Origin of the sequence: Streptomyces spinosus, from assembly GCF_020400655.1 — a bacterium.
Classification (GTDB): Bacteria; Actinomycetota; Actinomycetes; order Streptomycetales; family Streptomycetaceae; genus Streptomyces; species Streptomyces argyrophylli.
On sequence record NZ_JAINRC010000003.1, the window covers coordinates 152,210 to 176,338 of the forward strand.

General features: G+C 73.1%; 21 protein-coding genes. 8 read left to right on the forward strand and 13 right to left on the reverse strand.

Annotated features, from left to right (window positions below; genetic code table 11):
• Nucleotides 1–3: 3 nt before the first annotated feature.
• The 6 genes from LG395_RS07570 to rsmI all read right to left on the reverse strand — a co-directional run bounded on the left by LG395_RS07570 (nucleotide 4) and on the right by rsmI (nucleotide 5,780).
• Complete coding sequence (locus tag LG395_RS07570; RefSeq protein ID WP_225808872.1) at nucleotides 4–897, reverse strand: 4-(cytidine 5'-diphospho)-2-C-methyl-D-erythritol kinase; 894 nt, start codon at nucleotides 895–897, stop codon at nucleotides 4–6.
• Nucleotides 894–1,763: a 16S rRNA (adenine(1518)-N(6)/adenine(1519)-N(6))-dimethyltransferase RsmA gene (gene rsmA, locus LG395_RS07575; RefSeq protein ID WP_225808873.1), complete on the reverse strand. Its 870-nt coding sequence runs from the start codon at nucleotides 1,761–1,763 to the stop codon at nucleotides 894–896. The genes LG395_RS07570 and rsmA overlap by 4 nt, the downstream gene beginning before the upstream one ends.
• Before the next feature lie 48 nt (nucleotides 1,764–1,811).
• Nucleotides 1,812–3,158 (reverse strand): resuscitation-promoting factor, encoded by a 1,347-nt coding sequence (locus LG395_RS07580; protein ID WP_225808874.1) that lies wholly within the window; start codon nucleotides 3,156–3,158, stop codon nucleotides 1,812–1,814.
• Between the two features lie 164 nt (nucleotides 3,159–3,322).
• Nucleotides 3,323–4,222 carry a TatD family hydrolase gene (locus tag LG395_RS07585; protein WP_225808875.1) on the reverse strand — a complete coding sequence of 300 codons (900 nt, stop codon included), beginning with the start codon at nucleotides 4,220–4,222 and terminating at the stop codon, nucleotides 3,323–3,325.
• Between the two features lie 49 nt (nucleotides 4,223–4,271).
• Nucleotides 4,272–4,694 (reverse strand): hypothetical protein, encoded by a 423-nt coding sequence (locus tag LG395_RS07590; RefSeq protein ID WP_171155467.1) that lies wholly within the window; start codon nucleotides 4,692–4,694, stop codon nucleotides 4,272–4,274.
• A 237-nt stretch (nucleotides 4,695–4,931) separates the two neighbouring features.
• Entirely contained in the window at nucleotides 4,932–5,780 is an 849-nt protein-coding gene (rsmI, locus tag LG395_RS07595) for a 16S rRNA (cytidine(1402)-2'-O)-methyltransferase (protein ID WP_225808876.1), read from the reverse strand.
• 147 nt (nucleotides 5,781–5,927) lie between these two features.
• Here rsmI and LG395_RS07600 point away from each other — a divergent pair, with 147 nt between their 5' ends.
• From LG395_RS07600 to LG395_RS07610, 3 genes are all read left to right on the forward strand, one after another.
• A complete protein-coding gene (locus tag LG395_RS07600) occupies nucleotides 5,928–7,685 on the forward strand; it encodes a dolichyl-phosphate-mannose--protein mannosyltransferase (protein ID WP_225808877.1) in 1,758 nt (585 codons plus the stop codon).
• Nucleotides 7,686–7,792: 107 nt separating this feature from the next.
• Nucleotides 7,793–9,427, forward strand: coding sequence for a penicillin-binding transpeptidase domain-containing protein (locus LG395_RS07605; protein ID WP_225808878.1), 1,635 nt, complete (start codon nucleotides 7,793–7,795; stop codon nucleotides 9,425–9,427).
• A gap of 96 nt (nucleotides 9,428–9,523) precedes the next feature.
• Nucleotides 9,524–11,191, forward strand: a complete 1,668-nt coding sequence (locus LG395_RS07610; protein ID WP_225808879.1) for a penicillin-binding transpeptidase domain-containing protein — start codon at nucleotides 9,524–9,526, stop codon at nucleotides 11,189–11,191.
• Between the two features lie 20 nt (nucleotides 11,192–11,211).
• Here the strand turns inward: LG395_RS07610 and LG395_RS07615 are convergent, their stop codons facing one another.
• The gene (locus LG395_RS07615) at nucleotides 11,212–11,550 is read right to left on the reverse strand and encodes an SsgA family sporulation/cell division regulator (RefSeq protein WP_171155450.1); all 339 of its coding nucleotides are present in this window, start codon (nucleotides 11,548–11,550) and stop codon (nucleotides 11,212–11,214) included.
• A 148-nt stretch (nucleotides 11,551–11,698) separates the two neighbouring features.
• On the opposite strand from LG395_RS07615, the gene LG395_RS07620 reads away from it, so the two are divergent.
• The 4 genes from LG395_RS07620 to LG395_RS07635 all read left to right on the forward strand — a co-directional run bounded on the left by LG395_RS07620 (nucleotide 11,699) and on the right by LG395_RS07635 (nucleotide 15,579).
• Nucleotides 11,699–12,742 carry an energy-coupling factor ABC transporter permease gene (locus LG395_RS07620; protein WP_171155448.1) on the forward strand — a complete coding sequence of 348 codons (1,044 nt, stop codon included), beginning with the start codon at nucleotides 11,699–11,701 and terminating at the stop codon, nucleotides 12,740–12,742.
• Between the two features lies 1 nt (nucleotide 12,743).
• Nucleotides 12,744–13,505 (forward strand): cobalt ECF transporter T component CbiQ, encoded by a 762-nt coding sequence (cbiQ, locus tag LG395_RS07625; RefSeq protein WP_171155447.1) that lies wholly within the window; start codon nucleotides 12,744–12,746, stop codon nucleotides 13,503–13,505.
• A complete protein-coding gene (locus LG395_RS07630) occupies nucleotides 13,505–14,263 on the forward strand; it encodes an energy-coupling factor ABC transporter ATP-binding protein (RefSeq protein ID WP_225808880.1) in 759 nt (252 codons plus the stop codon). The genes cbiQ and LG395_RS07630 overlap by 1 nt, the downstream gene beginning before the upstream one ends.
• Before the next feature lie 155 nt (nucleotides 14,264–14,418).
• Nucleotides 14,419–15,579 (forward strand): serine hydrolase domain-containing protein, encoded by a 1,161-nt coding sequence (locus LG395_RS07635; protein WP_225809040.1) that lies wholly within the window; start codon nucleotides 14,419–14,421, stop codon nucleotides 15,577–15,579.
• Nucleotides 15,580–15,613: 34 nt separating this feature from the next.
• On the opposite strand, the gene LG395_RS07640 is transcribed toward LG395_RS07635, so the two are convergent.
• The 5 genes from LG395_RS07640 to LG395_RS07660 form a co-directional block, all read right to left on the reverse strand.
• A complete protein-coding gene (locus tag LG395_RS07640) occupies nucleotides 15,614–15,889 on the reverse strand; it encodes a DUF1876 domain-containing protein (protein WP_171155443.1) in 276 nt (91 codons plus the stop codon).
• A 76-nt stretch (nucleotides 15,890–15,965) separates the two neighbouring features.
• On the reverse strand, nucleotides 15,966–16,811 hold the full coding sequence (locus LG395_RS07645; protein ID WP_225808881.1) for an EamA family transporter: 846 nt from the start codon (nucleotides 16,809–16,811) through the stop codon (nucleotides 15,966–15,968).
• Nucleotides 16,808–17,296, reverse strand: coding sequence for a YbaK/EbsC family protein (locus tag LG395_RS07650; RefSeq protein WP_171155439.1), 489 nt, complete (start codon nucleotides 17,294–17,296; stop codon nucleotides 16,808–16,810). Before LG395_RS07650 ends, LG395_RS07645 begins: the two co-directional genes overlap by 4 nt.
• Nucleotides 17,297–17,383: 87 nt before the next feature.
• Complete coding sequence (locus tag LG395_RS07655) at nucleotides 17,384–19,588, reverse strand: MMPL family transporter (RefSeq protein ID WP_225808882.1); 2,205 nt, start codon at nucleotides 19,586–19,588, stop codon at nucleotides 17,384–17,386.
• A 103-nt stretch (nucleotides 19,589–19,691) separates the two neighbouring features.
• Entirely contained in the window at nucleotides 19,692–20,294 is a 603-nt protein-coding gene (locus tag LG395_RS07660) for a TetR/AcrR family transcriptional regulator (RefSeq protein ID WP_171155435.1), read from the reverse strand.
• A 180-nt stretch (nucleotides 20,295–20,474) separates the two neighbouring features.
• Here LG395_RS07660 and LG395_RS07665 point away from each other — a divergent pair, with 180 nt between their 5' ends.
• Entirely contained in the window at nucleotides 20,475–23,774 is a 3,300-nt protein-coding gene (locus tag LG395_RS07665; protein ID WP_171155433.1) for a S41 family peptidase, read from the forward strand.
• 77 nt (nucleotides 23,775–23,851) lie between these two features.
• On the opposite strand, the gene LG395_RS07670 is transcribed toward LG395_RS07665, so the two are convergent.
• Entirely contained in the window at nucleotides 23,852–24,076 is a 225-nt protein-coding gene (locus LG395_RS07670; RefSeq protein ID WP_171155431.1) for a hypothetical protein, read from the reverse strand.
• Nucleotides 24,077–24,129 lie beyond the last annotated feature (53 nt).

Below are 24,129 nucleotides of genomic sequence, written 5' to 3' on the forward strand. Positions count from 1 at the left end.
TGCTCAGAGCACCGTCGCCCCCGCCACCGGCCCCGCCGCCACCCGCACCGACCTGCACGTGCCCGACGCCCGCAGGGCCTCGGCCACCTTCTCCGCCGACCCGGCGTCCGGCGCGAGGAAAGCAGTCGTAGGCCCGGAACCGGAGACCAGCGCGGCCAGCGCACCCGCCCCGCGCCCCGCCGCCAGCGTGTCGGCCAGCTCGGGGAAGAGGGACAGCGCGGCCGGCTGGAGATCGTTGGAGACGGACGCGGCCAGCGCCTCGGCGTCCCCCTTCGCCAGCGCCGCCACCAGCTCCGCCGAGGCCACCGGCTCCGGGATCTCCCGCCCCTCGGCCAGCCGGTCGAACTCACGGAACACCGCCGGCGTCGACAGGCCCCGCTCCGCCATCGCGAAGACCCAGTGGAAGGTGCCGCCCGCCTCCAGGGCGGTCAGCCGCTCACCCCGCCCCACCCCGAGCGCCACGCCGCCGACCAGGCTGAACGGCACGTCACTGCCCAGCTCGGCGCAGATCGCGAGCAGCTCGGCGCGCGAGGCACCCGTGCCCCACAGCCGGTCGCAGGCGAGCAGCGCGCCCGCGCCGTCCGCGCTGCCACCCGCCATGCCACCGGCGACCGGGATGTCCTTGGCGATGTGGACGTGGACGTTCGGTTCGATCCCCCGGCGCGCGGCGAGCGCGATCGCGGCGCGCGCGGCGAGGTTGGTGCGGTCCAGCGGGACCTGGGCGGCGTCCGGACCCTCGCAGGTGATCCGGAGCTCGTCCGCGGGGGTCACGGTGACCTCGTCGTACAGCCCGACGGCGAGGAAGACGTTGGCGAGGTCGTGGAAGCCGTCGGGACGGGCGGCGCCGACCGCGAGCTGGACGTTGACCTTGGCCGGGACCCGGACCGTGACGCTCACGCGCCCGCCTCCTTGTGTTCGGCGATCCGCGCGAACTCCTCCACCGTCAGCGACTCGCCGCGCGCCTGCGGCGAGACCCCGGCCGCGACCAGGGCCGCCTCGGCCGCCGCCGCGGACCCGGCCCAGCCGGCGAGCGCGGCCCGCAGGGTCTTGCGGCGCTGGGCGAAGGCCGCGTCGACGACGGCGAAGACCTCGGCCTTGGAGGCGGTGGTCTTGATCGGCTCGGGCCGCCGCACCAGGGACACCAGCCCGCTGTCGACGTTCGGCGCGGGCCAGAAGACGTTGCGCCCGATGGCCCCGGCCCGCTTGACGTCGGCGTACCAGTTGGCCTTCACGGACGGCACGCCGTACACCTTGTTGCCGGGTGCGGCGGCGAGCCGGTCGGCGACCTCGGACTGCACCATCACCAGCGTCCGCTCGATGCTCGGGAAGGTGTCGAGCATGTGCAGCAGCACGGGGACGGCGACGTTGTAGGGCAGGTTCGCCACCAGGGCCGTCGGCGCCGGGCCGGGCAGCTCGGTGACGTGCATGGCGTCGGAGTGGACCAGCGCGAAGCGGTCGGCGCGGTCCGGCATGCGCGCGGCGATGGTGGCGGGGAGCGCGGCGGCGAGGACGTCGTCGATCTCCACGGCGGTGACGCGGTCGGCGGTCTCCAGCAGCGCGAGGGTGAGCGAGCCGAGTCCCGGGCCGACCTCGACGACCACGTCGTCGGGGCGCACCTCGGCGGTACGGACGATACGGCGGACCGTGTTGGCGTCGATCACGAAGTTCTGGCCGCGCTGCTTGGTGGGACGGACACCGAGCGCCGCCGCGAGTTCGCGGATGTCGGCGGGACCGAGGAGGGAGTCGGGGGTGGGGCTGCTCACGGGACAAGGGTACGGGGCCGTACCGGGCCGGGTTGCCAGGTGCCGGACCTATCCCCGCAGCCTCACCCCGCAGTGCGGCCACGGGCTCGCCCCCCGCCGGATGTACAGCTTCTTCGCCCGGTACGTCTGCTCCTCCACCGAGGCGTCCTGGGGACGGCCCTTGCCGCCGAGGCCCTGCCAGGTGCGGGTGTCGAACTGGTACAGCCCGCCGTACGTCCCGGAGGGGTCGACCGCGTCGGGCCTGCCGCCGGACTCGCAGGCGGCGAGCGCCCGCCAGTTCAGGCGGTCGGCGTCGCCCACGGACGGCGGCCGGGGTTTGGTGCCCACCTTGATCACCTGCGTGCGCGGCGCGCGCACCACCTCCGACCTCTCGGGCCGCGGTTTCTGCCGTACGCCGTTGACGGTGCGCACGTGATAGGTCGTGCGGCGCAGTCCGGGCTGCCCGGGCCGCGCGACGACCTCGGTGCCCAGGAAGACCGTGGGGTCCGCGGTCCGCTCGACGGCGAACGGGATCTGCTCCTCGTGGATCTCCCGGGTGCTGCTCACCCGCAGCACGGTCACCGTCTGCCCGTCGCGCGGGAAGCTGTCCGGCGGGACGGAGGTGGTGTCCTGGCCGCGCAGCGTGATCCCGGCCTCCTCGACCGCTTCGCGGACGGTGGCCGCGTTGGTGCGGACGGTGCGGGTCCGGCCGTCCGCGAGGACCGTGACCGCGCGTTCGGTGCGCACGTCGAGCGCGAGCCCCGCGCGCCCGATGGGCCGTGAGCGCGAAGTCGACAGGTACGCGCCCTCGGCGCGCACCCCCAGCTCGTCCAGCGCGCCCTCCACCGTGCGCGCCGTCGTCCACACCTCGCGCCGGCGGCCGTCCAGGGTGAGCCGCACCGGGCGCCCGTACCGCACCGCGACCGCGTCGCCGCTGGCGAGCGCCGTGCCGGGGGCGGGCGCGATCATGTCGTGCGTCCCCACGCGTACGCCCTCCTCGGTGAGCAGTTCGCTCACGTCGTCGGCGAACGTGTGCAGGCTGCGCTGTCTGCCGTCGACGCTCAGCTCGACCGCCTTGTCGTTGGCGACGAAGGCGGTGGTGCCGCCGGCCAGGAAGGCCACGACCAGCGCCTGCGGCAGCAGGCGGCGCACGGTGGAGTCCGGGCGGTCGCCGTACCGGGTCCGGCGCCGGCGCGGGACCCGCCCGCCGGTCTCCTCGGCCTCCTCGGACACCCCGGCCGCGGGGGCGGGCGTCTGCCGGGGCAGCGGCGGTGCCGGCTCGGTGACGAAGTACGCCTCGGCCTCGTAGGCGGGCCGGTAGGTGTCCTCATGGATGCCGTACGGCAGCGTCTCCGCGGTATGGACGGAGGCGTCAGGGCCGTAGGGGTCGTACGTCTCGTACGGCGACGTGCTCACGCCGACACGCTCCAGGGGCCAGGGGGTCCGGATCGGGCCCCCAGAACCTAGCGGAGCGTCGGTCACTCTCCAAAGCGACGCGACTACGGACAGTCGCGACTCGAACGGGTGGTCCGTGCCCCGGACGGGCGGCCGGCCCGGACGGCCGGCCCCGGAACGGACGCTCAGTAGCCGAAGGCGCGGGCCGTGTTCGCGGCGAGGGCCGTCGCGAGCGCGTCCTCGTCGACCCCGCGCACGGCGGCCATCGCGCGGACCGTGACCGGAACGAGATACGGCGCGTTGGGCCGTCCGCGGTACGGCGCCGGGGTGAGGAAGGGCGCGTCGGTCTCCACGAGGACCAGCTCCGCCGGGGCGACGGCGAGGGCGTCGCGCAGATTCTGGGCGTTCTTGAAGGTGACGTTGCCGGCGAAGGACATGAAGTAGCCCTCGCGGGCGCAGATCCGGGCCATCTCGGCGTCGCCGGAGTAGCAGTGGAAGACGGTGCGCTCGGGTGCGCCCTCCTCCTTCAGGATCCTGAGGACGTCGGCGTGGGCGTCGCGGTCGTGGATGACGAGCGCCTTGCCGTGCCGCTTGGCGATCTCGATGTGGGCGCGGAAGGAGCGCTCCTGGGCGGCCTTGCCCTCGGGGCCGGTGCGGAAGTGGTCCAGGCCGGTCTCGCCGACGCCCTTCACCTGCGGCAGCCCGGCCAGCCGGTCGATCTCGGCGAGGGCCTCGTCCAGCGCCGCGTCGCCGCCGGGCTCCCGGGCGCCCTGCCGCGACCACCCGTCCGGATCGCCGTGGACGATGCGCGGGGCCTCGTTGGGGTGGAGGGCGACGGTGGCGTGGACGTTCTCGTACGCCGCCGCCGTCTCGGCGGCCCACTGTGAGCCCTTGAGGTCGCAGCCGACCTGGACGACCGTCGTGACGCCCACCGAGGCGGCTTTCGCGAGGCCCTCCTCGACCGTGCCGGACTGCATGTCGAGGTGGGTGTGGGAGTCCGCGACGGGCACCGCCAAGGGCTGGGGCAGCGGCGGTGCCGCGTTCTTGTCGGCGTCCTTGGGGCTGTGACCGGCGTTCGAAGGCATGTTCCGATCCTACGGAAAGGGGCATGCCGCCGAACGGCCGGCGATCCGCTCAGCCCGCCTTGCGCTGGAACGGGTGCAGCAGGTCGGACAGGTGCCAGTGGTGCGGCGTGCCGGCCGGGACGGCCGGTGCGGCCGGCCCGGACACCTGCGGCGACTCGACCGGGCCCGCCTGCGGCACCCGGTGGTGCTGCCGCCCGGCCGTGCCGCGCACCGCGGAGACCTGGCCCGCGCGCATGATCCGTACGACGTGGCCGTCGCAGTTGTGGCAGGACGGCCGGCTCAGCGGCGACGGCACGACCTGGCCGTCGGCCACGTACAGCACGAACTCCTCCCCCTGGGCGTTCGTGTGGTGCTCTATCTCGTACGACTGCTCCCAGCCGTGCCCGCAGCGCATGCAGGCGAACGAGTACGACTCGTGAACGACGGCTGTGGCTGTGGCGCGGAGGCCGGTCCGCCCTGCTATGTCACTCATGCCAGCTCCCTGTCGGACGGGTGCGTCCCTCTGGACGGGTGCGTCCCTTCGACCAGTGGACGCCTCCACCGGCGCGGGCGCAGCAGGGCTGTCGAGTGTTGGAGGCGATTTGGACATCGCTTGCCGAACAGTCGCGAATGAGACGGCTGTGCTTTGCCTTCGACGCCGGCCTTTTGCCCCCTCATGGGGCGCGTGGCGGCGCTCGGCGGGGCGTGGGGGCCCGCGCGACGGCCCGCCTCACCCCGTGGCGCGCTTGGCCGCCACCACCGCGTCGAACACGACCCTCTTCGGCAGTCCCGCCTCCGCCGCCACCGCCGCGATGGCCTCCTTGCGGCGCTCGCCGGCCTCCTCCCGGACCCGTACCCGGCGCACCAGCTCCTCGGCGCCGAGTTCCTCGGGCCCGGTCTCGGGCGCGCCCTCGACCACCACGGTGATCTCGCCGCGCACGCCTTCCGCCGCCCACCGCGCCAGCTCGGCGAGCGGACCGCGCCGTACCTCCTCGTACGTCTTGGTCAGCTCCCGGCACACGGCGGCCCGCCGGTCGGCGCCGAAGACCTCGGCCATGGCGGCGAGGGTGTCGTCGAGCCGGTGCGGGGCCTCGAAGTAGACGAGGGTGCGCCGCTCGCCGGCGACCTCGCGCAGCCGGGACAGCCGTTCCCCGGCCTTGCGGGGCAGGAAGCCCTCGAAGCAGAAGCGGTCGACGGGCAGCCCGGACAGGGCGAGCGCGGTGAGCACGGCGGACGGCCCCGGCACGGCGGTGACCCGGACGTCCTGCGCGACGGCGGCGGCGACCAGCCGGTAGCCGGGGTCGGAGACGGAGGGCATCCCGGCGTCGGTCACCAGCAGCACGCGCGCGCCGCCGAGCAGCTCCTGGACCAGTTCCGGGGTGCGGGCCGACTCGTTGCCCTCGAAGTAGGACACCACGCGGCCCTTCGGCGTGACGCCCAGCGCCTGGGTGAGCCGGCGCAGCCGCCGGGTGTCCTCGGCGGCGACCACGTCGGCGCCGGCCAGCTCCTCGGCGAGCCGGGGCGGCGCGTCCGCGATGTCGCCGATGGGGGTACCTGCCAGGACAAGGGTTCCAGTCACCCCCCCATCCTCCCAGGGAATCCCGGGCCGCCTGCCCGGGATGCGCGGGCCGTCGCCGGGGGCGGCGGGCGGGACGGAGCCGACCGTGTCCCGACCGGTACCGCACATGCACGGGACTCGCACAGGACGTTTCCCTACGATGGCGCGGTGACCACTACCGCGTCCTCCATGGACCTCCGGCAGGACCAGGCACCGCACGACCGCCGGCCGTCCTGGCAGCGTCGGCTGCGCCGATTCGGGTACGCGCCGGCCACGGACGCGCCCTCGGGCGACGTACGCGACCGGCTGGTGCCGCCGTACGCCGAGCCGAGCCCCCGGCTGTGGCGGACGCTCGGCGTGCCGCCGCTCCTGGCCGAGCGGCTCGCGCGGTGGTCGGGCTGGGGCGGGCCGCTGCTGGTGACGCTGATGGCGGGCGTCATGCGGTTCTGGCACCTGGGCAGCCCGCGGGCGGTGATATTCGACGAGACGTACTACGCCAAGGACGCGTGGGCGCTCGTCCACCGCGGTTTCGAGGTCAGCTGGGACCGGTACGGCAAGAACGCCAACGACATGGTGCTCCAGCAGCACGGGCACCTGGCGATCCCGACGGACCCGGCGTACGTGGTGCACCCGCCGGTCGGCAAGTACGTCATCGGGCTGGGCGAGCTGGTCTTCGGGTTCGACCCGTTCGGCTGGCGGTTCATGACGGCGCTGCTGGGCACGCTCTCCGTCCTGCTGCTGTGCCGGATCGGCCGCCGGATGTTCCGCTCGACGTTCCTGGGCTGTCTGGCGGGCGCGCTGATGGCCGTGGACGGCCTGCACTTCGTGATGAGCCGGACCTCGCTGCTCGACGGCGTGCTGATGTTCTTCGTGGTGGCCGCGTTCGGCTGCCTGGTCGTCGACCGGGACCGGGCCAGGGAGCGGCTGGCCGCCGCGCTGCCGGCCGGACCGGACGGGCGGGTGCGGCCCGACGAGCGGGTCGCCGACGCCTTCCGCTTCGGGTGGCGCCCGTGGCGCTGGACGGCCGGGGTGATGCTGGGCCTGGCCGTGGGCACCAAGTGGAACGGGCTGTACGTCCTGGCCGCGTTCTGCGTGATGACACTCCTGTGGGACGCCGGCACCCGCAAGGTGGCGGGCGCGCGCCGCCCGTACCTCGCCGTCCTGAAGTACGACACCGGTGCCGCCTTCCTGGCGACGGTCCCGGTGGCGCTGGTGGTCTACCTGGCCTCCTGGACAGGCTGGATCCTCTCCCCGGCCGACGGCACGGGCGGCTACTACCGCAACTGGGCGGCCACCGACGGCAGGGGCGGCACCTGGTCCTTCCTGCCGGACTGGCTGCGCAGCCTGTGGCACTACGAGCACGAGGTGTACAACTTCCACGTCCACCTGGACCAGCCGCACACGTACCAGTCCAACCCGTGGAGCTGGATCGTGCTGGGCCGCCCGGTGTCGTACTTCTACGAGTCCCCCTCCCCCGGCGCCGACGGCTGCCCGGTGGACGCCGGCCAGAAGTGCGCCCGGGAGGTGCTGGCGATCGGCACGCCGCTGCTGTGGTGGGCGGCCTGCTTCGCGATCCTCTACGTGCTGTGGCGCTGGGCGTTCCGGCGTGACTGGCGGGCCGGCGCCATCGCCTGCGGCATCGCGGCGGGGTACCTGCCCTGGTTCCACTACCAGGAGCGGACGATCTTCCTCTTCTACGCGGTCGTCTTCCTGCCGTTCCTGTGCCTGGCGGTGGCGATGATGATCGGGGCGATCGTCGGCCCGCGGGGTTCGACGGACACCCGCCGCGTGATCGGCGCCTCGGCGGCGGGCGTCCTGGTCCTGCTGATCGCCTGGAACTTCGTCTACTTCTGGCCCCTCTACACCGGCCAGGCCATTCCGATCGACTCGTGGCGGTCGCGGATGTGGCTGGACACCTGGGTCTGAGTCACGGTTTCGACAACTCCCGTCGCGGGGGGAGCGCAACCGCTTACAGTGCCCCCACGACCTGTTTTGAACATGTTCAACAGGCTGAACGGGAGGGGAAGCGCACCATGCGCAACGGGGTCAAGGCTGCCGTCATCGGCGGCGTGTGCGTCACGCTGCTCGGCGGCGCCGGGTACGGGCTGTTCAATGTCGCGTCCGCACTGAACGGTGACGACGGCCCGGGAGGCTCGGCGGCCGTGCGGACGGGTCCGCCCAGCGGCTCCGAGGTGAAGGAGACGACCGGCGCGTTCTTCACCGCCTGGGAGAAGGGCGACGCGGCGGCCGCCGCGTCGTACACGAACTTCCCGGAGGCGGCCCAGGAGCTGCTGTCGGCCTACGGCGGCGACGCGCACATCGGCAAGGTGCGGATCACGCCCGGCCGGGCCACCGGTGACACGGTGCCGTTCACGGTGCGGGCCACGGTGTCGTACGCCGGCGCCTCCCGGCCGCTCGCCTACCACAGTGAGCTGACCGTCGTACGCGGCCGGACCTCGCACCGCGCGCTGGTCGACTGGCAGCCCTCCGTCGTCCACCCGCGGCTGCGCAAGGGCGACACGCTCACCACCGGCGACTCGGCCGCCCCCGAGATCGAGGCCGTGGACCGGGACGGCAAGGTGCTCACCCGGGTGACGTACCCGTCCCTCGGCCCGATCCTGGACGAGTTGCGCCGGCGGTACGGCGACAGGACCGGCGGCCGGCCCGGGGTGGAGCTCGTGATCCGCCACCAGGCGGCGGCGGACGGCAGCCAGGTCGCGGACACCCCGCTGCTCACCCTGGCCAAGGGCAGGCCCGGCAGGCTCCCCACGACGCTCAGCGCGAGCGTCCAGGCGGCGGCCGAGAAGGCCGTGCTGAAGTACCCCGACTCCTCCGTCGCGGCCGTCAAGCCGAGCACCGGCGAGATACTCGCCGTCGCCAACAACCGCGACGACGGCTTCGACGCGGCCCTCCTCGGCGAACGCGCCCCCGGCTCCACCATGAAGATCATCAGCGCGGCGACCCTCATCGACAACGGCCTGACCACCGCGAACGGACCGGCGCCCTGCCCGCCGTCGGCCGTCTGGCAGAGCCAGACCTTCCAGAACCTCAAGGGCATGACGCCGGACGGGCACGCCACCCTCGCCGACAGCTTCGCCCGCTCCTGCAACACGGCGTTCGTGAAGTTCGCGGACGAGGTGAAGGTCGACTCCCTCACCCGCGAGGCCGAGGACCGCTTCGGACTCGGGCGCAACAACTGGCAGGTCGGCGTGCCCACGTTCGACGGCCGGGTGCCGGCCGCCGGCGGGCCGGACACCGCGGCGGGCCTGATCGGCCAGGGCCAGGTCCAGATGAGCCCGCTGAACATGGCGTCCGTGACGGCCACCGCGAAGACCGGCACCTTCCGCCAGCCCCTGATCGTGCCGCTGCGGCTGGACGGCCGGAAGCCGGCCCGCGCGCGCGGGCTGTCGCCGGCCACGGCCCAGCAGTTGCGCGCCATGATGAACCGCACCGCGCGCAGCGGCACCGCGGCCGGCGTGATGGCCGGGATGAGAGGTGACGTCGGCGCGAAGACCGGCTCGGCGGAGGTCGACGGGGAGGCGCGGTCGGACAGCTGGTTCGCCGGTTACCGCGACGACGTCGCCGCGGCGGCCATGGTCCAGGACGGCGGGCACGGCATCGACGCCGCCGGGCCGATTGTCGCAAGCGTGCTACGGAACGCGGGCTGACGTCACCCGGGATGACGGGGACTTTAAGGTGATTGCCGTCGTTGGGGAACATGAGGGCCGCGGGGACCCTGGGAAAGGCGCGGAGGAACTGAGGCTGTGGGCAAGAGAAGGCGCGTCGCCGAGCGACGGAAGACCCGGCCCGCCGTGCTCGGCGGGATGATCGCCGTGGTGGTCGGCGGTGCCGGGCTCGGCGTCTACGCGCTGTACGACGGCGGTGCCGCGGCCGACGAGCGGTCCGCCGCCACGGCCGGCCACCGGACCGTCCCGACCGGCCCGCTCACCGCCACCGAGATCCGCACGGCCTCCACCCGCTTCCTGACGGCCTGGCAGCAGGGCGAGGCGAACCGGGCGGCAAAGGCCACGGACGATCCCGCCGCCGCCGGGAAGGCGCTCACCGGCTTCACCAAGGACGCCCACCTGAAGGACGTCACGCTCACGCCGGGGACGGCCAAGGGCGCCGAGGTGCCGTTCTCCGTGAAGGCCACGGTGGCCTACCGGGGCCTGAGCAAGCCGTTCGCCTACGGCAGTTCGCTCACCGTCGTGCGCGGGGCGAGCGACGGCAGGCCGCTGGTCGACTGGCACGCGGCCGTGGTCCACCCGGAGCTGCGGGACGGCGACACGCTGGTGACCGGCGCGTCCGGCACCCCGCCGGTCAAGGCGCTGGACCGCGACGGCGGCGAGATCACGACCGCCAGGTTCCCGTCCCTCGGCACGGTCCTGGACGGGCTGCGGGAGAAGTACGGCAAGACGGCGGGCGGCACGGCGGGCGTCGAGCTGCGCGTGGTACGCGGCAAGGCCGCCAAGGAGGCCAAGCTCTCCGACAAGACGCTGGTCGAGCTGAGCAAGGGCACCCCGGGCACGGTGCGGACGACGCTCAGCCCCACTCTCCAGGCCGCCGCCGAGCAGCAGGTCGAGGGGCGCGCGCGTGCCTCGGTGGTCGCGCTGCGGCCCTCGACCGGCGAGATCCTCGCGGTCGCCAACGGCGGCCACGGCTTCAACACCGCCTTCCAAGGCTCCCTCGCGCCCGGCTCCACGATGAAGGTCATCACGTCGTCGCTGCTGATCGACAAGGGCCTGGCCTCCGCGGACAAGAAGCACCCCTGTCCGAAGACGGTCACCTACGGCGGCTGGAAGTTCCACAACGACGACGACTTCGAGATCAAGGGCGGCACGTTCAAGGCGAGCTTCGCCCGGTCCTGCAACACCGCCTTCATCAGCCAGGCGAAGAAGCTGAAGAACGACGACCTGACCAAGCAGGCCCAGCAGGTCTTCGGGCTGTCCATGAACAACTGGGCGATCGGTGTGCCCACCTTCGACGGCTCGGTGCCGGTGCAGTCGGCGGCGCAGATGGCGGCCTCGCTGATCGGCCAGGGCGGGGTGCGCATGAACCCGCTGAACATGGCCTCCGTGGCGGCCACCGTGAAGTCGGGCAGCTTCCACCAGCCGTACCTGGTGCCGCCGTCCGTGGACCACCGCACGCTGGCCACCGCCTCGCGCACCCTGTCGCCGAAGACGCTGTCCCAGCTGCGCGAGCTGATGCGGTACACGGCCGCCTACGGCACGGCCGCCGAGGCGATGGCGGGGCTCGGCCCGGACTACGGCGCGAAGACCGGCTCGGCGGAGGTGGACGGGCAGAAGAAGCCGAACGGCTGGTTCACCGCCTACCGGGGCGACCTGGCCGCCGCCGGTGTGGTCCAGGCGGGCGGGCACGGCGGTGACACGGCCGGCCCGATCGTGGCGAAGCTGCTGAAGCTCGGGAGCTGACCGGCTCCGCCCGGCCGCGGTCAGCTCCGTACGGGCTCGACGGTGTAGGTGCGGCGCAGGAACCGCACCAGCGTCTTCGACTCGAACTGCACGACCTCGACCCCGTCGTCGGTGTGGAACTCGACGACCGCCTGGACGCGTCCGCAGGGCCACACCCGGACGTGGCCGCTCTCGGCCGGCGCCCGCAGTCCCCGTTCGAGGAGCGCGCGGGAGAAGGTCCACTCGTGCGGTCCGGGGAGCCCGACCCGGACGGAGCGGGGATCGGCGTCGGGGTCGTACCGCAGGACGACGGGTACGGCCCCGGGCTCTTCCTCGTCCGTGACGATATGAGCGCGCGCGTACTGTTCGACCACAGACATCGGACCGCCCTCTCACGCACCGTGACGTATGCGAAAGCCCTGCATCCGCTTTCCCTCAAGAGTCGCACATTTTCCCGTCCGCGCCTCGTGAGAGAGGAGACTCCGTCTCTCTTGCAAAGCATTCGCAACAAGGGCCTAAAATCGTACGGTGCATGTACCTGACGGATTCATCGACGCCCCGACCTCCGCGGTCACCGCAGTGGTCGCCGCCGGCGCCCTCGCCGTGAGCCTGCGCGGCGCCCGCCGCGAACTCGACGAGCGGACGGCCCCGCTGGCCGGCCTGGTGGCGGCGTTCATCTTCGCCGTGCAGATGCTCAACTTCCCGGTCGCCGCCGGGACCAGCGGTCACCTCCTCGGCGGCGCCCTGGCCGCGATACTCGTCGGCCCCTACACGGCCGTCCTGTGCGTGTCGGTCGTGCTGCTGATGCAGGGCGTGCTGTTCGCCGACGGCGGGCTGACCGCGCTCGGCGTGAACATCACCGACATGGCGATCGTCACGACCGTCGTCTCCTACGCCGTCTTCCGCGGCCTGCTCGCCGTGCTGCCCCGCAAGCGGCGCTCGGTGACGGTGGCCTCCTTCGTCGCCGCGCTGGTGTCCGTGCCGGCCGCGGCGGTCGCCTTCACGCTGATCTACGCGGTCGGCGGCACCACCGACGTCTCCATCGGCAAGGTCGCCACCGCGATGATCGGCGTCCACGTGCTGATCGGCATCGGCGAGGCGGTCATCACCGCGCTGACGGTCGGCGCGGTCGTCGCCGTACGCCCGGACCTGGTGTACGGCGCGCGGGGTCTGCGGCAGCGGCTCCGGCTGCGGGTGAACGGCGAACTGGTGGACGCGCCCGCCCCCACGGCGCCCGTGGCGGCGCGCACCTCGCGGCGTACGCTGTGGATCACCGGGCTCGTCACCTCCCTGGTCCTCGCCGGCTTCGTCAGCTTCTACGCCTCCGCGAACCCCGACGGCCTGGAGAAGGTCGCGCACGACAAGGGGATCGACAAGAAGGCGAAGGAGCACACCACGGCCGGCTCGCCGCTCGCCGACTACGGCGTGAAGGACATCTCCGACGCCCGGCTGTCCGGCGGCCTCGCGGGCGTGATCGGTGTCGGCGTCACGGTCGTCGCGGGCAGCGCGGTGTTCTGGGCACTGCGCAGGCGGCGCACCGACGACGTGTCCCCCGCGAGCACCGGCGTCTGACGTGGGAGCGGGACACGCACACCGGCTCTACCGGCACGGGCACTCGCCCGTGCACGGCCTGCCGCCGCACACCAAGCTGGCCGCCGCGTTGCTGTTCGTGGTGGTCGTCGTGTCGACCCCGCGCGAGGCGATGTGGGCGTTCGCGGTGTACGCCGTGCTGCTCGCGGCCGTCGCGCACCGGGCGCGCGTGCCCGCCCGTTTCCTGCTCGGGCGGCTGCTGATCGAGGTGCCGTTCGTCGCGTTCGCCGTGCTCATGCCGTTCGTGGCGGAGGGCGAGCGGGTGCACGTGCTCGGGCTCTCGCTCAGCGTGAACGGGCTGTGGGGCGCCTGGAACGTGCTCGCCAAGGGCACCCTCGGCGTCGCCGCGTCCGTGCTGCTGGCGGCCACCACCGAACTGCGCGAGCTGCTGCTCGGGCTGCAACGGCTGAAGCTGCCGCCGCTGCTGGTGCAGATCGCCTCCTTCATGATCCGCTACGGCGACGTCATCACCGACGAGATGCGCCGGATGCGGATCGCCCGTGAGTCGCGCGGCTTCGAGGCGAAGGGCGTGCGGCACTGGGGTGTGCTCGCCAAGTCCGCCGGCGCGCTGTTCATCCGCTCCTACGAGCGCGGGGAGCGCGTGCACCTCGCCATGGTGAGCCGGGGGTACGCCGGTTCCATGCCGGTCATCGACGAGGTGACCGCGTCCGGCGCGCAGTGGCGGCACGCGCTCAGCCTGCCCTGCGCCGCCCTCGTCGTCTGCCTGCTGGGATGGATGCTGTGATGGTTCCTGTGACTGCTTCCCTGGAGGTCTCCGGCCTCGCCTTCGCCTACCCCGACGGACACCAGGCCCTGTTCGGCGTGGACTTCTCGATCGCGCGCGGCGAGCGGGTCGCGCTCCTCGGCCCGAACGGCGCGGGCAAGACGACCCTGGTGCTGCACCTCAACGGCATCCTGGGCGGCGGCACCGGCACGGTGACCGTGGCCGGGCTCCCGGTGTCCAAGCAGCACATGGCCGCGATCCGGCAGAAGGTCGGCATCGTCTTCCAGGACCCGGACGACCAGCTGTTCATGCCGACCGTGCGCGAGGACGTGGCGTTCGGCCCGGCCGCCGCCGGGATCAGGGGGGCGGCGCTGGAGGAGCGGGTGCACACCGCGCTGGAACGGGTCGGCATGCGGGAGTTCGCCGACCGGCCGCCGCACCACCTGTCCTTCGGGCAGCGCCGCCGGGTAGCGGTGGCCACCGTGCTCGCCATGGAGCCGGAGATCCTGGTCCTGGACGAGCCGTCCTCCAACCTGGACCCGGCCTCGCGCCGCGAACTCGCCGACATCCTGCGCTCCCTGGACGTCACGGTCCTCATGGTGACGCACGACCTGCCCTACGCCCTGGAGCTGTGCCCGCGCTCCCTCGTCCTCAGCGAGGGTGTGATCGCGGCGGACGGCCCGACCGGCGCGCTGCTCTCCGACGAGGAGCTGATGCGGGCGCACCGGCTGGAGCTGCCGTTCGGCTTCGACCCGAGGTCCGTGACCACGGGCGCGTGACGCACGAGGACCCGGCGGGCGACGCACACGACGCACGGCAACATCGACGTAACGATTCCGTTGGGGTGGTCCCACCGAGGAATCGCAGGCTCGTACGCCGTGTTGCACCCACTGTCGCAGGAGACATCCGGGCGGAAGGGGCGGCGGGCGTGGACGTGGACGTGAACGGCACTGTGGCCGAGGGCTTCGAGCCGGTCAGGGAGGCGTTCGCCGCGAACTTCGCGCTGCTCGGCGAGCGCGGAGCGGCCGTCGCCGTCTACCGGGACGGACACCGGGTCGTGGACCTGTGGGCCGGCACCCGGGACGTGGACGGCACGGCTCCCTGGCAGCGCGGGACCGCGCAGATCGTGCGCTCCGCCACCAAGGGCGTCGCCGCCGCCGCGCTGCTGCTCCTGCACCAGCGCGGCGAACTGGACCTGGACGCCCCCGTCGGCGCGTACTGGCCGGAGTACAAGGCGGCCGGCAAGGAGCACACACGGGTACGGGACCTGCTCGGGCACCGCGCGGGCGTGCCCGTGCTGGACCGCCCGCTGACCCCCGCCGAGGCCGCCGACCCCGAGCTGGGCGCCGCCGCCGTCGCCGCGCAGGCGCCGGTGTGGGAGCCGGGCACGGCCCACGGCTACCACGCCCAGACCTTCAGCTGGCTCACCGGCGAACTGCTCCGCCGGATCACCGGCCGGCCGGCCGGCGACTGGATCGCGGACGAGATCGCCGGGCCGGCGGGCGCCGACCTGTGGCTCGGCCTGCCGGAATCGGAGCACGCGCGCGTGGGCCGCGTCGGCCCGGTGGACGCACCCGAGACCGCCGGCGGGCTGAAGACGCGCCCCAAGCGGGCGGTGGCCGAGGCCTACGCCGACCCGGACTCCCTGACCCGCCGGGCGTTCGCCGCGATCACCCCGTTCCCCGACGAGAACGACCCCGGCTACCGCGCCGCCGCCCTGCCCGCCTCCAACGGCATCGCCACGGCCGACGGGCTGGCCCGCTTCTACGCCTCGCTCATCGGCGCGGTCGACGGCGGGACCCGGCTGTTCACCCCGCGGACCATGGAACTGGCGCGGGCGGAGGAGGCCGCCGGACCGGACCGGGTGCTGGTGGTGAACACCCGCTTCGGCCTCGGCCACATGCTGCACGGTGCCGCGTCCCCGCTGCTCACCCCCGGTTCCTTCGGCCATCCCGGACGCGGCGGCGCGCTCGGTTTCGCCGACCCGGACACCGGCATCGCCTTCGGCTACGTCACCAACGGCTTCCGGCAGAGCGTGACGGCGGACCCGAGGGCGCAGGCGCTGGTGCGAGCGGTCCGCACGGCGCTCGCCTGAGCTACGCGCACCCTCGGCGCACGCCGAGCGCGTGTCACACGTGGATCGGGTGCGAGGTCCGTCCGGACGCCTGATCGATCTCCTCGTGTGCCTTGGTCAGCAGGTGCATGGCCAGTTCGTTGAGGGCGCGGGCACCGGCGATCTCCTCGCCGACCCGGGGCTGGTTCGCGTCGACGTCGTGCCGGCTGGCCCGGCCGTGGGCCCGTACCTCGGAGCCGTCGGGCAGGCGCACCAGGGCCGCCGCACGCGTGTGCTGATCGTCCTCCATGAACTCCATCTCGATGTGCCATCCCACAGCGGTGTGCATCATGACGAACACCTCCGAAAGCCGCTGCTTCCAGGGTGCGTCACGGCAACCGGCCCGTCATGTCGGCACGTGCGTCGCGCTAACCGGCCCGCAGCATCAGCCCGATCCCCACGACCACCAGGCCCGCCGCCGCGATCCTGGGCGCCCCGAAGCGCTCCTTGAAGAACAGCGCGCCGATGGCGGCTCCGACGATGATGGACGACTCGCGCAGGGCGGCGACGGGGGCGAGCGCGGCCCGCGTCTGGGCCCACAGCACCAGTCCGTACGCGGCGACGGACAGGGCGGCGCCGAGGAGGCCGAGGGCGGCGTACGGCCGCAGGAGCCGGACCGTGCCGGCACGCGCGCGTGCGTACAGGAACGCCGGCAGCACCGCCCCCTGCACGGCCATCAGCCAGGCGATGTAGCCGAGGGACGTGCCCGAGGCCCGTACGCCCAGGCCGTCGATGACGGTGTACGCGGCGATGGTCAGGCCGGTCGCGAGGGCCGCGCCGATCGCCGCCCAGTCGGGCCGCCTCCCGCGCAGTCCCCACAGCCCGACCCCGCCGAGTCCCAGGCAGGACACGGCGATGCCCGAGGCCGCCCAGGCACCGGGCACCTCGTGCGCGAAGACGGGGGCGAGCACGGTGACCACGAGCGGGGCGCTGCCGCGCGCGATGGGGTACGCCTGCCCGAAGTCGCCCAGCCGGAACGACGTCATCAGCAGTGCGTAGTAGGCGATGTGCACGGCGGCCGAGGCGAACAGGTACGGCCAGGCGGGGCCCGCCGGGAACGCCGTGAACGGTGCCGCCGCGAGCCCGATCAGGAGTCCGCCGCCGGAGATCAGGGCGAAGCCGACGAGCTTGTCGGTGACGCGGTGCGCGATGGCGTTCCAGCTGGCGTGGGTGACGGCGGCGAGCAGCACGGCCGTCGCGACCAGCGGTGTCACGCGTGCCGCTCGCGCACGTCCACCACCGTGGCGCCCGCGTGGGCGACGAGTTCCTCCGGCCCGATCGGGAAGACGGTGTACGGCGTGCCGGCCGCCGCCCAGACCACTTCGTGCGCGAGCAGCGAACGGTCGGCGAGGACCCGCGTGCGGGTGCGGTGTCCGAAGGGCGGCACCCCGCCGATGGCGTACCCGGTGGTCTCGCGCACGAGCCCGGCGTCGGCCCGGGTGACCTTCCCGGCCCCGAGCTCCTGGCGCAGTCGCTCCACGTCCACGCGCGAGGCCCCGTCCACGAGCACCAGCACGGGCACCCCGTCGGCGGCGAAGACCAGTGACTTGCAGATCCGGCTCAGCTCGCACCCGATGGCGGCGGCGGCCTCGGCGGCGGTCCGGGTCGCCTCGGGGAAGCTGCGGACCCGGGGCAGCAGCTCCCCCAGTCCCGACTCCTCCACGGCGGCGGCGAAACGAGGATGGGCGGTCGTCGTCATGGGCGCACGCTAGCGGGAAAGCCGGTGAGGGTGCAGCCCCGTCCCCACGGGCACCCTCACCGGCGGCTTCGTGTCAGCAGCGGTACGTCAGGCGCGTACCAGCTCCTTCTCCTCCTCGGGGTCGGCGTGGGCGCGCAGGCCCTCGCCCTCCACGTCCACGTTGGGCAGCGCGCGGTCCAGCCACTTCGGCAGCCACCAGGCCCGCTTGCCGAGCAGGGCGAGGACCGCCGGGACGATGGCCATCCGGACGAGGAACGCGTCGAAGAAGACGGCGATGGCGAGGCCGAAGCCGATCATCTTGACCATCGACTCGCTGGAGCCGATGAAGCCGGAGAAGACGGCGATCATGATGACGGCGGCGGCGGTCACGACCCGGGCGCCGTGCCTGAAGCCCGTCACCACCGCCTGGCTGGGCTTCTCGCCGTGGACGTACGCCTCGCGCATGCGGGTCACGAGGAACACCTCGTAGTCCATCGCGAGGCCGAAGACGACGCCCACCATGAAGATCGGCATCATCGACATGACCGGGCCGGTCTCCTCGACGTTCATCAGGCCCGACAGCCAGCCCCACTGGAAGACCGCGACCACGGCGCCGAGGGCCGCCATCACGCTGAGCAGGAAGCCGAGCGCCGCCTTCAGCGGGACCAGGACCGAGCGGAAGACCACGATCAGCAGGAGGAAGGCCAGGCCGACCACGAGCGCCAGGTACGGCAGGAGCGCGTCGTTCAGTTTCTGCGACACGTCGATGTTCATCGCCGTCGAGCCGGTGACCAGGACCTTGGAGTCGGTCTCGCGGGCGATGTCCGCGCCCTTGTCGCGGATGGCGTGCACCAGGTCCTCGGTGGTGGTCGAGGACGGCTTGGAGTCGGGGACGACCGTGATCGTCGCGGTGTCGCCGGCCTTGTTGGGTGTGGCCGGGGTGACGGTGACGACGTCCTTCAGGCCCTTGATCTCATGGCCGACCTCGCTGAACACGGCCTTGGGGTGGGCGCTGTCCTTGGCGTCGACGACGATCATCAGCGGGCCGTTGAAGCCGGGCCCGAAGCCCTCGGAGAGGAGGTCGTAGGCGCGGCGCTGGGTGGTGGAGACCGGCTGGGAGCCGTCGTCGGGCAGGCCCAGTTCCAGGGATGCGGCCGGGATCGCCGCCGCGCCGAGGCCGAGCACGCCGAGCAGCAGCACGGTGACCGGGCGGCGCACGACGAAGCTGGCCCAGCGGGTGCCCATGTTGGGGCGGCCCGGCTTCTTCGGCGTGCGGCCGCCGCCGAGCAGCCTGCTCTTCTGGCCGGCCGGCCTGATCCTGCGGCCGGCGTAGCCGAGCAGTGCCGGGATCATGGTCAGCGCGATGAGGACGGCGACGGCGACCGTGCCCGCCGCGGCGACGCCCATCTTCGTCAGCATCGGGATGTTGACGACGGACAGGCCGACCAGCGCGATGACGACGGTGAGGCCGGCGAAGACGACCGCGGAGCCCGCCGTGCCGACGGCACGCCCGGCCGCGTCCTCGCGCTCGCGGCCCTCGGCGAGTTCGGCGCGGTAGCGGGAGACGATGAAGAGGGCGTAGTCGATGCCGACGGCGAGGCCGATCATCGAGGCGAGGGTGGAGGTGGTGGAGCCGAGGTCCAGGGCGCTGGCGAGCGCGGTGATCGCGGAGACGCCGATGCCGACCCCGATGATGGCGGTGAGCAGCGGGAACCCGGCCGCGAGCAGCGAGCCGAAGGTGATGACCAGGACGACCGCGGCGACCGCGATGCCGATGATCTCGCTGGAGCCGGTCTCGGGGGCCGCGCTCAGCGCGTCACCGCCGATCTCGACGGTGAGGCCCGCGTCCCGCGCGTCCTGGGCCGCGTGCTTCAGCGCGTCCTTGGAGGAGTCCTCCAGCTCCATGCCGGAGACCTCGTACTTCACCGAGGCGTAGGCGATGGTGCCGTTCCCGCTGACGGCGTGCCCGGTGTAGGGGTCGGCGACGGAGGCGACCTCGGAGCCGCTGCGCAGCTCCTTGACGGTCTTCTCGACGGTCGCCTTGTTGACGGCGTCCGTCATCTTCTCGCCCTTCGGGGCCTTGAAGACGACCCGGGCGGTGGCGCCGTCGGCGCTCATCCCGGGGAAGCGCTGTTCCAGCAGGTCGAAGGCCTTCTGGGCCTCAGTACCGGGGATGGAGAAGGACGTGTTGCCGGCGGCCGGCGCGGAGGCGGCGCCCACCCCGGCGAGGGTGAGCAGCGCGACCCATATGAGGGCGACGAAGTGCCGTCGCCGGAAGGCGAGGCGGCCGAGTTTGTAGAGGAACGTGGCCACGGAGGCGTACTCCCGGTCAGGTCGTTGGGTTCAGCTGGGCAGGGGTGATCAGCCCGACGACGTGAGCGGTGACGTCAGGTGGTGGGCTTGCTGGGGAAGAGCGTCAGCTCGCGGTGACGCCGAAGGCGGGGAGGACCACGGCGTCGATGTACGAGAGGAGGAAGTCCTGTGTCGGCGGCTGCTCGTCGATCATGGTGCGGGCGGCGAACGCGCCGATCATCATGTGCATCACGAATCCGAGCGCGGGGTTGTCCGCGCGGACCTCGCCCCGGTCGACCGCCCGTTGCAGGACGCGGCGGAACTCCGCCATCTCCGGCTCCACGAGGTGCTCGCGGAACGCCTTGAGCAGATCCGGGTTGCCGTGCACCGCCATGGCCAGGCCCCGCATCAGCGCGGAGCTCTGTTCCATCTCGCAGTCGTCCGCACGCCGGGTGAGCGCGTGCAGATCGCCTCTGAGGGAGCCGGTGTCGACGTCGCCGGTCCGGCCCGGCTTGCTGTGCCGCACGGCCTTGGCCACCAGCTCGGCCTTGCCGCCCCACTGGCGGTAGAGCGTGGCCTTGCTGGACCGGGTGCGGGCGGCCACGGCGTCCATGGTGAGGGCGTCGTAGCCGACCTCGCGGAGCAGGTCGAGCACGGCCTCGTACAGCTCGGCCTCGCGCTCGGGCGTGATCCGGCTGCGACGTGTCGCCGCGATGGCTTCGGTCATGCCCGTCACCTTCCCGCTCCGGAGCTTCTTCCTCGTACATCCATGAAGATACCCCCTGTACCAGCGAAACGAAACCGTTTCGTACGTGCGGTGGGTCACGAAGGTGAAGGGCCTGTAAGGAACGGGACGGCGCGGACCCCACGAGTTGCCCGCACCCTATGACCGGAAAAGCATGGGATGGTGAGCTATCTGCGCCTTCCCCACCTCAGCGGTGACCTGCTGTGCTTCGTCGCCGAGGACGACCTCTGGCTGGCCCCCCTCGACACCCCGGGCCGCGCCTGGCGGCTCACCGCGGACCGCACCAAGACCGGCCACCCGCGCTTCTCGCCCGACGGCCGCCGGATCGCCTACACGACCTGGCGCAGCCTCGCCCCCGAGATCCACCTCGTCGACGTCGTCGGCGGACCCGGACGCCAGCTGACGTACTGGGGCAGCACCGACACCCAGGTCTGCGGCTGGACCCCGGACGGCGACATCCTGGCCGTCGCCTCCCACGGCCAGCCCTTCTCCCACTTCACCTGGGCCTACAAGGTGCCCGCCGACGGCGACCCGGGCGGGCGGCTGCCCTGGGGACCGGTCGCCGACATCCAGTGCGCCGACCTCGCCGGCGAGCACAGGACCCTGCTGCTCACCGGGACCCCGCCGCACGAACCGGCCTCCTGGAAGCGCTACCGCGGCGGCGCCACGGGCCGGCTGTGGCTGCACGGACAGCGCCTGCTGCCGGACCTCGAAGGCCATCTGGCCTGCCCCATGTTCGTCGCCGGCCGGATCGCCTTCCTCTCCGACCACGAGGGCGTCGGCAACCTCTACTCCTGCGCCTACGACGGCACCGACCTGCGCCGGCACACCGACCACGACGCCTTCTACGCCCGGCACGCCGCCGGCGACGGCGACCGGGTGGTCTACCAGTGCGCCGGCGACCTGTGGCTGGTGGACGACTTCTCACCGGGCGGCATGCCGCGCAAGCTCGACGTCCGGCTCGCCGGACCGCGCACCGGCCGCCGCCGCTACCAGGTGCCGGCCGCACAGAACATCGACGGCATCTCCGTGGACGAGACCGGCCGGGCCAGCGCGGTCGTCGTCCGCGGCAGCCTGTACTGGCTCACCCACCGCGACGGCCCGGCCCGTACGATCACCGACACGCCCGGTGTCCGGGTACGGCTGCCGGAGATGCTGGGCTCCACCGGGCAGATCGCCTACGTCACCGACGCCGAGGGCGAGGACGCCGTCGAGATCGCCCATCTGCCCCGCGCCACCGGCGACCGCCCGCCCCGGCGGCTGGCCTCCGGCGCGCTGGGCCGGGTCCTGGAGATGGCCTGCGACCCCGAGGGCGAACGCCTGGCCGTGGCCTCCCACGACGGGCGGCTGCTGCTGATCGACGTGCCGGAGGACGGGGCGGCGGAACCCGGGCAGGGCGCACCGCGGCCGCAGGACGGCGAGGAGGAGACCGGGGCGGCAACCGGCATCACCGAGCTGATCCGGTCCCTCAACGGCCCGGTCCGCGACCTCGCCTTCTCCCCCGACGGCTCCTGGCTCACCTGGTCGCACCCCGGCATCGGCCGCACCCTGCGCCAGATCAAGCTGGCCCGCATCAAGGACCGGCTGATCGTGGACGTGACGAACGGCCGCTTCGAGGACGAGAACCCGGTCTTCACCCGCGACGGCCGCTACCTCGCCTTCCTCTCCTGGCGCGGCTTCGACCCGGTCTACGACGTGCACACCGGCGACCTGTCCTTCCCGCTCGGCTGCCGCCCGTACCTGGTCCCCCTCTCCTCGGCGACCCCCTCCCCGTTCGCCCTGAACCCCGAGGGCCGCCCGGCCGCCGGCGGACTCGATCCGCTGGAGGACGAGGAGACCGGCGAGGCCGGCACGGTGACGGTCGAGGCGGAGGGGCTGGCGAACCGGGTCACCCCGTTCCCGGTCATCGCCTCCAAGTACTCCGGGCTCCACCCGGTCGCGGGCGGCGGCCTGGTCTGGCTGCGCTGGCCGATCTCCGGCGCGCTCGGCGAGACCTTCGTCAACCCGGCCGACATCAGCGGACGCCCGACCCTGGAGTACTTCAACATCGCCAAGGCGAAGAAGTCCGAGCTGGTCGACCACCTGGACTGGTTCACCGTGAGCGGCGACGGCACCCGGCTGGTCGTCGTGGACGAGGGCGACCTGCGGGCGGTGCCCTCGACCGAGGTCGGCGACGCGGACTCGACCGTCTGGATCGACGTGCGCCGCATCCTGCACCAGGCCGACCCGCCCGCCGAGTGGCGCCAGGCCTACGACGAGGCGGGCCGGCTCATCCGCGCCTACTTCTGGGAGCCGGGCATGTGCGGCATCGACTGGTCCGCGGTGCTCGAACAGTACCGTCCGCTGGTCGAACGGGTCGCCTCCCCCGACGAGTTCGCCGACCTGCTGCGCGAGGTCCTCGGCGAGCTGGGCACCTCGCACGCCTACGTCACCGCCGCCCGCCGCAACGAGGGCCCGCCGCACTACCAGCGCTGGCAGGGCCTCCTCGGCGCCAACTTCGTCCGCCGGGACGGACGCTGGGTGGTCAAGCGCATCCTCGCCGGCGACTCCTCCGACTCCAAGGCCCGCTCCCCGCTGGCCGGCACGGGCATCCGCGAGGGCGCCGTCCTGACCCACGTCGAGGGCCGCCCGGTCGACCCGGTGACGGGCCCGTACCCGCTGCTGGCCGGCTCGGGCGGAACGACCGTGGAGCTGACGTTCACCCCGTCCGAGGACGAGACCGGGCACGCCCGCCGGGTCGCGGTCGTCCCGCTCGTCGACGAACGGCCGCTGCGCTACCAGGACTGGGTGGCCAAACGCCGGGAGGTCGTCCGCGAGTTGAGCGGCGGCAGGTGCGGCTACCTGCACATCCCCGACATGGGCGGCTCCGGCTGGGCCCAGTTCAACCGCGACCTGCGCATGGAGGTGTCCCGGCCGGCGCTCATCGTCGACGTGCGCGGCAACGCGGGCGGGCACATCAGCGAACTCGTCGTCGAGAAGCTGACCCGGACCATCGTGGGCTGGGACCTGACCCGGGACGCGCAACCGGTGTCGTACGCCTCGAACGCCCCGCGCGGGCCCGTCGTCGCCCTCGCCGACGAGGCGACCTCCTCCGACGGCGACATGATCACCGCCGCCTTCAAGCTGCTGAAGCTCGGTCCGGTCGTCGGCCAGCGCACCTGGGGCGGAGTGGTCGGCATGACCGGCCGGCACCGGCTCGGCGACGGCACGGTCATCACCGTGCCGATGAACGCGGCCTGGTTCGACGCCTACGGCTGGTCCGTGGAGAACCACGGCGTCGCCCCCGACCTGGAGATCCCGCGCACCCCGCTGGACTGGGCGGAGGGCCGCCACGCCCAGCTCGCCGACGCGGTGGAACTCGCCCTGGAACTCCTGGAGTCCAACCCGGCGGCGGTCCCCCCGACCTACGACGACGTCCCGGACAGGTCCCGCCCGAAGCTGCCCCCGAGGACGACGTCCTGACCTGCCCGGAACCGACGCGGGGTGCCCTCCCGGAAGAAGGGCACCCCTCGTCAACCGGCCGAGGCCGTCAGCAGCGGTCAGGCGTCGTAGTCCCGGTCGATCCGGTCCTCCATCTGCCGCTCCGTGTCCTCGATGTCACGGTGGTTGTGGCTGCCGCGCTCCGAGGGCTGCTGGCCCTGGCGGCCCTGCTGCTGGCCCTGGCGGCCCTGCTGCGGACCGCGCTGGCCGGCCTTCTCGCGGCCCTGGTCCATCTTCTCCTTGGCCTGGCGCGACTTCTCCTGGAACTGGTCCTTCATACCCATGTGGGTTCACTCCCGTGATGAGTGGGGGTCCGGCCCCGTCGGTGGGGCCTCGA

Excerpts from the sequence above, each read along its gene's own strand:
- LG395_RS07585 (WP_225808875.1), bottom strand. The coding sequence starts at position 4,222 with ATGCCTTCGAACGCCGGTCACAGCCCCAAGGACGCCGACAAGAACGCG.
- LG395_RS07590 (WP_171155467.1), bottom strand. The coding sequence starts at position 4,694 with ATGAGTGACATAGCAGGGCGGACCGGCCTCCGCGCCACAGCCACAGCC.
- LG395_RS07605 (WP_225808878.1), top strand. The coding sequence starts at position 7,793 with ATGCGCAACGGGGTCAAGGCTGCCGTCATCGGCGGCGTGTGCGTCACG.
- LG395_RS07615 (WP_171155450.1), bottom strand. The coding sequence starts at position 11,550 with ATGTCTGTGGTCGAACAGTACGCGCGCGCTCATATCGTCACGGACGAG.
- LG395_RS07630 (WP_225808880.1), top strand. The coding sequence starts at position 13,505 with ATGGTTCCTGTGACTGCTTCCCTGGAGGTCTCCGGCCTCGCCTTCGCC.
- LG395_RS07640 (WP_171155443.1), bottom strand. The coding sequence starts at position 15,889 with ATGATGCACACCGCTGTGGGATGGCACATCGAGATGGAGTTCATGGAG.
- LG395_RS07650 (WP_171155439.1), bottom strand. The coding sequence starts at position 17,296 with ATGACGACGACCGCCCATCCTCGTTTCGCCGCCGCCGTGGAGGAGTCG.
- LG395_RS07660 (WP_171155435.1), bottom strand. The coding sequence starts at position 20,294 with ATGACCGAAGCCATCGCGGCGACACGTCGCAGCCGGATCACGCCCGAG.
- LG395_RS07670 (WP_171155431.1), bottom strand. The coding sequence starts at position 24,076 with ATGGGTATGAAGGACCAGTTCCAGGAGAAGTCGCGCCAGGCCAAGGAG.